At 72.5% G+C, this 10,100-nt stretch carries 8 protein-coding genes; 6 read left to right on the forward strand and 2 right to left on the reverse strand.

Annotation, left to right across the window (positions count from 1 at the left end; all coding sequences use genetic code 11):
• Window positions 1-28: 28 nt before the first annotated feature.
• Window positions 29-3,166: an isoleucine--tRNA ligase gene (gene ileS, locus ACFVIM_RS28560; protein WP_384307144.1), complete on the reverse strand. Its 3,138-nt coding sequence runs from the start codon at window positions 3,164-3,166 to the stop codon at window positions 29-31.
• Window positions 3,167-3,744: 578 nt separating this feature from the next.
• On the opposite strand from ileS, the gene ACFVIM_RS28565 reads away from it, so the two are divergent.
• The 5 genes from ACFVIM_RS28565 to ACFVIM_RS28585 all read left to right on the forward strand — a co-directional run bounded on the left by ACFVIM_RS28565 (window position 3,745) and on the right by ACFVIM_RS28585 (window position 8,290).
• Window positions 3,745-5,013, forward strand: a complete 1,269-nt coding sequence (locus ACFVIM_RS28565; RefSeq protein WP_384307147.1) for a TraR/DksA C4-type zinc finger protein — start codon at window positions 3,745-3,747, stop codon at window positions 5,011-5,013.
• Between the two features lie 59 nt (window positions 5,014-5,072).
• Complete coding sequence (gene lspA, locus ACFVIM_RS28570; protein ID WP_384307149.1) at window positions 5,073-5,657, forward strand: signal peptidase II; 585 nt, start codon at window positions 5,073-5,075, stop codon at window positions 5,655-5,657.
• Between the two features lie 159 nt (window positions 5,658-5,816).
• Entirely contained in the window at window positions 5,817-6,758 is a 942-nt protein-coding gene (locus tag ACFVIM_RS28575; RefSeq protein ID WP_384307152.1) for an RluA family pseudouridine synthase, read from the forward strand.
• Window positions 6,755-7,240, forward strand: a complete 486-nt coding sequence (locus ACFVIM_RS28580) for a GNAT family N-acetyltransferase (RefSeq protein ID WP_384307155.1) — start codon at window positions 6,755-6,757, stop codon at window positions 7,238-7,240. Before ACFVIM_RS28575 ends, ACFVIM_RS28580 begins: the two co-directional genes overlap by 4 nt.
• Window positions 7,241-7,543: 303 nt before the next feature.
• Window positions 7,544-8,290 (forward strand): SDR family NAD(P)-dependent oxidoreductase, encoded by a 747-nt coding sequence (locus tag ACFVIM_RS28585; RefSeq protein WP_384307158.1) that lies wholly within the window; start codon window positions 7,544-7,546, stop codon window positions 8,288-8,290.
• Window positions 8,291-8,334: 44 nt separating this feature from the next.
• Here ACFVIM_RS28585 and ACFVIM_RS28590 read toward each other — a convergent pair whose 3' ends face one another.
• Entirely contained in the window at window positions 8,335-9,423 is a 1,089-nt protein-coding gene (locus ACFVIM_RS28590; protein ID WP_384307161.1) for a mechanosensitive ion channel family protein, read from the reverse strand.
• Window positions 9,424-9,446: 23 nt separating this feature from the next.
• Here ACFVIM_RS28590 and ACFVIM_RS28595 point away from each other — a divergent pair, with 23 nt between their 5' ends.
• Window positions 9,447-10,031 (forward strand): dienelactone hydrolase family protein, encoded by a 585-nt coding sequence (locus ACFVIM_RS28595; RefSeq protein WP_384307164.1) that lies wholly within the window; start codon window positions 9,447-9,449, stop codon window positions 10,029-10,031.
• Window positions 10,032-10,100 lie beyond the last annotated feature (69 nt).

Below are 10,100 nucleotides of genomic sequence, written 5' to 3' on the forward strand. Positions count from 1 at the left end.
CCGCCACCCCCTTCCGGGGCCGGGTGGGTCAGATCTTCCGGAGCTGGAAGGTGAGCGCCAGCGGCTCGTCGGTGAAGGCCGGGCCGTAGCTGTCGTCCGCCGGGGCGGCGGTGAACTCCGTGGCCAGGACCTCGTCCGCGATGAGGGCGGTATGGGTGGTCAGTGCCTCGGTCGTGGCGGAGTCCGAGGCGGTCCACACCACCGCGATCCGGTCGGCGACATCCAGCCCGCTGTTCTTACGGGCCTCCTGGATCAGCCGGATCGCGTCGCGGGCCAGGCCCGCCAGCCGCAGCTCCGGGGTGATCTCCAGATCGAGCGCGACCGTGGCGCCCGCGTCGGAGGCGACCGACCAGCCCTCACGCGGGGTCTCCGTGATGATCACCTCATCCGGGGAGAGGGTGATCGTCTCGCCTTCGACCTCCAGCTCGGCGGTGCCGTCGCGCAGGGCGAGCGAGAGCGCCGCCGCGTCGGCCGCGGCCACGGCCTTCGCCACCGCCTGGACTCCCTTGCCGAACCGCTTGCCCAGCGCGCGGAAGTTGGCCTTGGCGGTGGTGTCGACCAGGGAGCCGCCGACCTCGGAGAGCGAGGCGAGCGAGGAGACGTTCAGCTCCTCGGTGATCTGGGCCCGCAGCTCCGGGGAGAGCGCGTCGAAACCGGTGGCCCCGACCAGGGCGCGGGAGAGCGGCTGACGGGTCTTCACCCCGGACTCGGCGCGGGTGGCCCGGCCCAGCTCGACCAGTCGGCGCACCAGCGCCATCTGCCGGGAGAGCTCCGGGTCGATCGCGTTGAGGTCGGCGGCGGGCCAGGTGGTGAGGTGGACCGACTCGGGCGCCTCCGGCGTCACCGGAACCACCAGGTCCTGCCAGACCCGCTCGGTGATGAACGGCACCAGCGGGGCCATCAGCCGGGTGACCGTCTCGACCACGTCGTGCAGGGTGCGCAGCGCCGCCGCGTCGCCCTGCCAGAACCGGCGCCGGGAGCGCCGTACGTACCAGTTGGACAGGTCGTCGACGAAACCGGAGAGCAGCTTTCCGGCGCGCTGGGTGTCATAGGTCTCCATGGCCCCGGTGACCTGGTCGACCAGCGCGTTGAGCTCGCTGAGCAGCCAGCGGTCGAGGACCGTGCGCTGCGCGGGGGCCGGGTCGGCGGCCGACGGGGACCAGCCGGAGGTCCGGGCGTACAGGGCCTGGAAGGCGACCGTGTTCCAGTAGGTGAGCAGCGTCTTGCGCACCACTTCCTGGATGGTGGAGTGCCCCACCCGCCGCGCGGACCAGGGGGAGCCGCCCGCAGCCATGAACCAGCGGACGGCGTCGGCGCCGTGCTGGTCCATCAGCGGGATCGGCTGGAGGATGTTCCCCAGGTGCTTGGACATCTTGCGGCCGTCCTCGGCGAGGATATGGCCGAGGCAGACCACGTTCTCGTACGAGGACTTGTCGAACACCAGCGTGCCGACCGCCATCAGGGTGTAGAACCAGCCACGGGTCTGGTCGATGGCCTCCGAGATGAACTGCGCCGGGTAGCGCTTCTCGAAGATCTCCTTGTTCTGGTACGGGTAGCCCCACTGCGCGAACGGCATCGACCCGGAGTCGTACCAGGCGTCGATGACCTCCGGGACACGGGTCGCGGTGCCCGCGCACTGGGGGCAGGGGAAGGTGACCGCGTCGATGAAGGGGCGGTGCGGGTCGAGCCCGGACTGGTCGGTGCCGGTCAGCTCGGAGAGCTCGGCGAGCGAGCCCACGCAGGTCAGATGGGACTCCTCACAGCGCCAGATAGGCAGCGGGGTGCCCCAGTAGCGGTTGCGGGAGAGCGCCCAGTCGACGTTGTTGTCGAGCCAGTCGCCGAAGCGGCCGTGCTTGACCGAGTCGGGGAACCAGTTCGTCTTCTCGTTCTCCTCGATCAGCCGGTCCTTGACGGCGGTGGTACGGATGTACCACGACGGCTGCGCGTAGTAGAGGAGCGCGGTGTGGCAGCGCCAGCAGTGCGGGTAGCTGTGCTCGTACGCGACATGGCGGAAGAGCTTGCCGCGGGCGTCGAGGTCGGCGGTCAGGGTCTCGTCGGCCTTCTTGAAGAAGACGCCGCCGACCAGCGGGAGCTCCTCCTCGAAGGTGCCGTCGGGGCGGACCGGGTTGACCACGGGCAGCCCGTAGGAGCGGCAGACCTTGAGGTCGTCCTCACCGAAGGCGGGCGACTGGTGCACCAGACCGGTGCCGTCCTCGGTGGTGACGTACTCCGCGTTCACCACGTAGTGGGCCGGGGCGGGGAAGTCGATCAGCTCGAACGGGCGCTCATACGTCCAGCGCTCCATCTCGGCGCCGGTGAAGGACTCGCCGGTCGCCTCCCAGTTCTCTCCGAGCGACTTCTCCAGCAGCGGCTCGGCGACGACCAGCCGCTCCTCGCCGTCGGTCGCCACGACATAGCGGACCTCGGGGTGGGCCGCGACCGCCGTGTTGGACACGAGCGTCCACGGGGTCGTCGTCCACACCAGCAGCGACGCCGTGCCCGCGAGCGGGCCCGAGGTCAGCGGGAAGCGGACGAAGACCGAGGGGTCGACGACCGTCTCGTACCCCTGCGCCAGCTCGTGGTCGGACAGGCCCGTGCCGCAGCGCGGACACCAGGGCGCCACCCGGTGGTCCTGGACCAGCAGCCCCTTGTCGAAGATCTGCTTCAGCGACCACCAGACGGACTGGATGTACGAGGGGTTCATGGTGCGGTACGCGTCGTCGAGGTCGACCCAGTACCCCATGCGCTGGGTCAGCTCGGCGAAGGCGTCCGTGTGGCGGGTCACCGACTCGCGGCACTTGGCGTTGAACTCGGCGATGCCGAACGCCTCGATGTCCTTCTTGCCGGAGAAGCCCAGCTCCTTCTCGACCGCCAGCTCGACCGGGAGGCCGTGGCAGTCCCAGCCCGCCTTCCGCGCGACGTGGTAGCCGCGCATGGTGCGGAAGCGGGGGAAGACGTCCTTGAAGACGCGGGCCTCGATGTGGTGCGCGCCCGGCATGCCGTTCGCGGTCGGGGGGCCCTCGTAGAAGACCCACTCCGGGCGGCCCTCGGACTCGGCCACGCTCTTGTCGAAGATCTTGTTCTCGCGCCAGAAGTCGAGCACGGCGTGCTCCAGCGCGGGAAGGTCGACCTGGGCGGGCACCTGGCGGTACTGCGGGGGTGTCATCGAAACTCCTCCGGCGGACAGACTCTCTACCGTCGGAGGGACGAGAGCCACTGTGCTCCCGCGGTACCACCCTCCTTGGCGGTGTGCGCGCACACCGCCCCCTCATTGGGGCCGCGACGCCGGGTCTACTCGCCCTGGGCAGTCCTCAGGGCTTTCTTCCGGCGGCTCCGGGGTGATCCTTCGCATCGCGCTCGCCCCCGGGCTCTCACCGTCCCCGGGTCGCTCATGGCTGCGTACGACGCTACTCGTCCCCATCCAAGCCTTTCGCTCCGCCCAGTGTAAGGGCCCTCGCCGGGGTCGTCCGACCGGATATCGGCGGGGCGCGCAGGGCCCGCGGACGGCGGCCGCGGGAGGGCCGGCGCATGACCCGAATGGCCAGGGGCGTGCCGGTGGAGTCCGGCCGCGGGGAAGGCGCGGATTACGGGGCGGGGAGCGGGGCACAACGGTTGCAGGTCCGTCGCACCGAGACCGGGGTGGGCCGGAACGGCGGCGTGCCCCGTTTGCCGCGGGGCTGGGGCCGATTTATCGTCCCAGCACGATTCGCGTGCAAGATCACCCTATGTGAAGGGGCCGCGGTCATGGTGGCGAAGAAGAGCGCCGCGACGAAGGGCGCCGCCGGGAAGAGCGGTGCCGTGGGCACCACGGCCACGCCGCCTCGGCCTGACCCGCCAGGGCCGTCCGATCCGGCGGAGCCCGGTGAGGGACCGGACGCGGAGGCCACGCCCGGAGGGGTGGCCGCCGCCGGGACGTCGGCCTCGGCCGCGACGCGGGCCCCGAAGAAAGGCGCGGCGAAGCCCCCGGAGAAGAGCGCGGCGACGAGCCCGGAGAAGTCCCCGGCGACGAGCGCGGCGAAGAAGACAGCCAAGAGCGCGGCGAAGAAGACGGCCAAGAAGACGGTCAGGAAAACCGCCGGGAGAACCGCGAAGAAGGCCGCCGAGCAGGCCGTGGCGCCCGGGAAGAGCGCCGCGAGGAAGGCCGCTCCCGCGAAGAGGGCGGCCGGGGCCACGGAGAGCGGGGCGGAGAAGGGCACGGAGAAGGCGGTGCGCAAGACGGCGGAGAAGGCGCCGGAGAAGGAGACGGCGGCGGGCCGGGGCCGGGCGTCCACGGCTGCCGGAACCGTGTCCGCCGGTGCGGAGGCAACCCCCGCCGGGCGCCGTGCGTCAGCTCCAAAGGCCGCGCGCTCACCGAAGGGCGCGCTGGAGAGCACCATCGCCGAGCAGGCCGTGGCCCCCGGGGCCGCGGCACCCCGGAAACCGGCGCCCGAGGGCCGTCAGGCCGCCAGCCGGGCGCCCGCGAGGAAGTCCGCGGCCCGACCGGCCGCGTCGAAGGCCGCGTCCGCGGCACAGGGGGCGGCCAAGGCCGCGCAGCAGACAGGAGTCAGGCCGGTGGGAGCGAAGAAGACCCTGACCACCGAGGAGAGCCCCACGACCGCGGTGGCCGCGACGGCCCCCGGGGAACTGCCCGTGCGGCCGGGAGAGGATCCCTGGACCCCCGAGGAGGTCGACGAGGCCCGCCGTGAGCTGGTGAGCGAGGCCGCCCGGCTCGGCGCCGAGCTGACCGCCTCCGAGACGGCGCTGGCCGGGCTGATGCGGGACTCGGGCGGTGGCGCGGGCGATGACGACGCCGACACCGGCACCAAGAACATCACCCGCGAGCACGAGCTGGCGCTGGCCGCGGGGGCCCGCGAGATGCTGGAGCAGACCGAGCGGGCCCTGCTGAGGCTCGACGCGGGGACCTACGGCCGCTGTGAGAACTGCGGCAAGCCGATCGGCAAGGCCCGTATGCAGGCGTTCCCCCGCGCCACCCTGTGTGTCGAGTGCAAACAGAAGCAGGAACGCCGGGGCTGATTCCGTACGCGTGTGCCGTACCCTCGACGTCAGTCAGGCACCTAGGTTGAGGGACTCACGTGGCAGAGGCGGAGAGCGTCATCGGTACGCCGGATGTGAACCCGGATGTTGACGGGGAGGCCGAAGGCGGGGGTGCGTCCCCCGCCGGGCAGCCGAAGGGCAGACGCCGGGTCGCCGTGCTCCTCACGATCGCGGTCATCGCCTATCTGATCGATCTTGGCACCAAGATGCTCGTGGTGGCCAAGCTGGAGCACCATCCGCCGATCGAGGTGATCGGCGAGTGGCTCCAGTTCGAGGCGGTCCGCAACCCGGGCGCCGCGTTCGGTATCGGCGAGGCCTTCACCGTGATCTTCACCGTGATCGCCGCGGCCGTGATCGTGGTGATCATCCGGCTGGCGCGCAAGCTCTACAGCCTGCCCTGGGCCATAGCGCTCGGTCTGCTGCTCGGTGGCGCGCTGGGCAATCTCACCGACCGTATCTTCCGGGCCCCGGGTGTCTTCGAGGGCGCGGTGGTCGACTTCATCGCCCCGGCGCACTTCGCCGTCTTCAATCTCGCCGACACGGCGATCGTGTGCGGCGGTGTACTGATCGTGATCCTCTCCTTCAAGGGGCTCGATCCGGACGGGACCGTTCACGAGGACTGAGGTGCCGGAGCTGTCTGAGCCGCCTGGTCTGCTCGACTCTGTCCGGGTGCCCCCGCGTGCCCTCGGACGACTGCGCCGGGCCGTGATCCGGTCCGGGTGGCGGGCCCTGTCGTCGGGCTGGCGTTCGGGGCGGCCATGCGGACAAGGCATACTCGACGGGTGAGCACGCTTCCCGAGATCCGCACCCTGCCCGTACCCGATGGCCTGGAGGGCGAGCGCGTCGACGCCGCCATCTCGCGGATGTTCGGGTTCTCCCGTACCAAGGCGGCCGAGCTGGCCGCGGCCGGGAAGGTGCTGGTCGACGGCGCGGCCGTGGGGAAGTCCGAGCGGGTGCACGGCGGTGCCTGGCTTGAGGTCGAGATGCCCCAGGCGCCCGCCCCGGTGCAGATCGTGGCCGAGCCCGTCGAGGGCATGGAGATCGTCCACGACGACGACGACATCGTGGTGATCGTCAAGCCGGTCGGTGTGGCCGCGCACCCCAGCCCCGGCTGGACCGGGACCACCGTGATCGGCGGGCTCGCCGCCGCCGGGTACCGGATCTCCACCTCCGGCGCCGCCGAGCGCCAGGGCATCGTGCACCGGCTGGACGTCGGCACCTCCGGGCTGATGGTGGTCGCCAAGTCGGAGCGGGCCTACACCCTGCTGAAGCAGCAGTTCCGGGAGCGTACGGTCGACAAGCGCTACCACGCGCTGGTGCAGGGCCACCCGGACCCGATGAGCGGCACCATCGACGCCCCCATCGGCCGCCACCCCAACCACGACTACAAGTGGGCGGTGACCGCCGAGGGCAAGCCGTCGGTGACGCACTACGACCTGATGGAGGCGTTCCGGGCGGCCTCCCTGCTCGACATCAAGCTGGAGACCGGGCGCACCCACCAGATCCGGGTGCACATGGCGGCCCACCGCCACCCCTGCGTGGGCGATCTGACCTATGGCGCCGACCCGACGATGGCCAAGCGGCTGGGGCTGACCCGGCAGTGGCTGCACGCGGTGCGCCTGGGCTTCGAGCACCCCTCGGACGGCGGCTGGGTCGAGTTCGAGAGCGGCTACCCCGACGACCTCCAGAAGGCCCTGGACGCCATCGCGGCGGAGAGCGCGTGAGCGCCGGGCGCCGCCCCTTCGCGGTACGGATCGCGGCGGGCGGCGCCGACCGGGAGGCGTGTTTCGCCGTGCGCGGTCAGGTCTTCGTGATCGAGCAGCGGGTGCCCCAGGAGATCGAGTACGACCGGTACGACGAGATCGGCGCCGACACCGTCCATGTGCTGGCGGTCGGCGAGAACGGCACCCCGCTGGGCGCCGGGCGGCTCCTCCACGGGCCGGACGCCACCGAGCGCACCGGGGGTGACCTGGGGGTCGGCGTGCTCGGACGGCTCGCGGTGGTCCCGGCCGCGCGCGGGCTCGGGGTGGGCGTGGCCCTGGTGCGCGCCATCGAGGACGCGGCCCGGGAGCGCGGCCTGACGGCGGTCGACCTCCACGCGCAGACGCGGGCGCTCGGCTTCTACGAGCGGCTGGGGTACAGCCCGTACGGCGAGGAGTTCTGGGAGGCGGCGATCGGGCACCGGGCGATGCGCCGGGAGCTGTAGGCCGCTGCTGGTGCCGGGCCGGGCGTCGCGGGCTGGTGCACGTTTCCGGTCGCAGCACCAGGGATCCCGCCGGGCCCCGCGGCCCGGGTGGCCGAGGGCGGACGCCCGCCGCCGACCCGGCCCGATCCATCAGCGGCGCCTTGCGGTTGCCTCGCCCCTGGGGGTTTCGGCCCGGGTGGGAGCGCCCCAGGACCGGACGCCCCGGGGCCACGGCACACCGTTCCCGTCACCGCGCGAGCCGGCGGTGCGGCAACCGGGTGTACCCGGGCGCCGGGGGCGCCGGACGCTCGTAGGATCCGGACCATGGCGCGCACCGTGGTGATCAGTGGCGGGGGGACCGGCATCGGGTTCGCGGCGGCCGAGGTGTTCGCCGCCGACGGCGACCGGGTCGTGCTGCTCGGCCGCCGGGAGGAGGTCCTGGCCCGTGCCGCCGCCCGGCTGCCCGGCGCCGCCCATCACGCGGTCGACCTCACCGAACCGGAGCGGGTGCGCCGGGCCGCCGCCTTCGTGGAGCGGGAGTACGGGACGGTGGACGTCCTCGTCCACAGCGCGGGCGGCAACGGGACTCTGGAGGAGCGGGGCGAGTACGCGGATCCGCTGGAGACCCTCGCCCATGAGTGGGCGCTCAACTTCCGGCTCAACACGCTGACCGCCGTGCTGCTGACCGAGGCGCTCCGGGACCATCTGGCCACCCCCGGCGGCCGGGTGCTCTTCCTGGGGTCGATCGCGGCCTACCGGGGTTCGGGGCTGCCCGCGTACGCGGCGGCGAAGGCGGCGCTCCATCCGTACGCCTTCGGGCTGGCGCGGGAGCTGGGGCCGCGCGGGGTCACGGTCAACGTGGTGGCGCCGGGGCTGGTGGAGGAGACCGAGTTCTTCGGGGCGGCCATCCCCGAGGAGACCGTGCGGCGGCGGGTGGCGGAGACCGCGACCGGCCGGGTGGCGCGGCCGGGGGATGTGGCGCAGACGCTGCACTGGCTGGCCTCCTCGGCGGCGGGCCACATCACGGCGCAGGTGGTGCAGGTCAACGGGGGCGCGGAGCGGAGCCACTGAGAGCGCCGTCGCTCCCGGTGGCTCCGGCTCCGGTCAGGGACGCCTCAGGCGTCGGTACGGGTACGGGGGAGCAGCGGGGGCGCCGGGTGGGGCGGGCTGTCGGGGGCGGTGGCCGTCACCACCCGGGGCAGGGCGTACCGGTGGTGCGCGTACAGCCACGCCACCAGTTCCTCGCGCACCGCGCACCGTACGGTCCACAGATCGTCCGCGTCCTTCGCGGTGACGACGGCGCGGAGCTGGATGGACGAGGGGGTGGTGTCGGTGACCGTGAGCGACCAGTCGCGGCCGTCCCAGGCCGGGCAGTCGCGCAGGATCTCGCGCAGCTGGTCGCGGATGGCCGGGACGGGCGCGGAGTGGTCCAGATGGAGGTAGACGGTGCCGGTCATCTGGACGCCGCCACGGGACCAGTTCTCGAACGGCTTGCTGGTGAAGTAGGAGACCGGCATGGTGATCCGCCGCTCGTCCCAGGTCCGTACCGCCAGGAAGGTGAGGGTGATCTCCTCGACCGTGCCCCACTCGCCGTCGACGACCACGGTGTCCCCGATCCGGACCATGTCACCGAAGGCGATCTGGAGCCCGGCGAAGAGGTTGCCGAGGGTCGACTGGGCGGCCACGCCCGCGACGATGCCGAGGACACCGGCCGAAGCGAGCATCGAGGTGCCGACCGCGCGCATCGGGGGGAAGGTCAGCAGCATCGCCGCGACCGCGACCACCCCGACCACCGCGATGACGACCCGCTGGATGAGGGTGACCTGGGTGCGGACCCGCCGGACCCGGGCGGGGTCGCGGGTGGCCGCCGCGTAGCGGGCGTAGGTGGACTCCACGACGGCCATGGCGACCCGTACCACCAGCCAGGCGGAGGCGCCGATCAGCACCAGCGTCAGGGCGCGGCCCAGCCCTGCCTGGTGGTCGCGCAGCAACGCCACCCCGGCCTCGCGGAAGCTCCCTCTGAGGAGCGCCGCCGCCAGGGTGACCTGGAGCGGGACCCCGCAGCGGCGGAGCATCCCCCACAGCGGGGTCTCGGGGTGCCGGGCGTCAGCACGGCGCAGCAGCCGGTCGGTCAGCCATCCCACGAACAGCGTGAGGACGACGGAGCCGCCGAGGACGATCACGGGGCGCAGCACGTTCTCCATGTACTCGAACGTAACCTGGCGGCATGGACATCATGCTTTTCTCTTCCGTCTACGGAGTGCGCCCCGGGGTCCGGGCCGCCGCCGAGCGGCTCAAGGCCGCTGGTCACACGGTGTGGACACCGGACCTGTACGAGGGGCGGGTCTTCGACGACGTGGAGGAGGCGCGCCAGTACCGGGACGGGATCGGGCTGGACGAGCTGCTGCGGCGCGCCGTGGTCGCGGCGGCGCCCCACTCCGACCGGGGACTGGTCTACGCGGGGTTCTCGCTCGGCGCGGCCGTCGCGCAGAACCTGGCGCTGGGGGACGAGAAGGCGCGGGGGCTGCTGTTGCTGCACGGCACCTCCGACATCGCGGAGGACGCCGCCGTGGACGAGCTGCCGGTGCAGCTGCATGTCGCCGACCCGGATGTGTACGAGCCGCACGACTGGCTGACGGCCTGGTATCTGCGGATGGGCCGGGCGGGGGCGGATGTGGAGGTCTACCGCTACCCGGGGGTGGGGCATCTCTACACCGATCCGGATCTTCCGGACTATGACGCGCCGGCGGCGGAGGAGACCTGGCGGGTGGCGCTGGGGTTCCTGGAGACGCTGGAGCCGTCGCAGGGGTGAGCGGGGAGCCTCGGACCGACACGCCGGAACCCGGAGTTCTGGCTGCTCGGCCGTGGCCCGGGTTCCGGC

It is taken from the genome of Streptomyces sp. NPDC057638 (assembly GCF_042800315.1).
GTDB lineage: Bacteria > Actinomycetota > Actinomycetes > Streptomycetales > Streptomycetaceae > Streptomyces.

Bases quoted from the DNA above. Each gene is read 5' to 3' on its own strand.
- ACFVIM_RS28590 (WP_384307161.1), bottom strand. From the start codon at position 9,423: ATGGAGAACGTGCTGCGCCCCGTGATCGTCCTCGGCGGCTCCGTCGTC.
- ileS (WP_384307144.1), bottom strand. From the start codon at position 3,166: ATGACACCCCCGCAGTACCGCCAGGTGCCCGCCCAGGTCGACCTTCCC.
- ACFVIM_RS28565 (WP_384307147.1), top strand. From the start codon at position 3,745: ATGGTGGCGAAGAAGAGCGCCGCGACGAAGGGCGCCGCCGGGAAGAGC.
- ACFVIM_RS28595 (WP_384307164.1), top strand. From the start codon at position 9,447: ATGGACATCATGCTTTTCTCTTCCGTCTACGGAGTGCGCCCCGGGGTC.
- ACFVIM_RS28585 (WP_384307158.1), top strand. From the start codon at position 7,544: ATGGCGCGCACCGTGGTGATCAGTGGCGGGGGGACCGGCATCGGGTTC.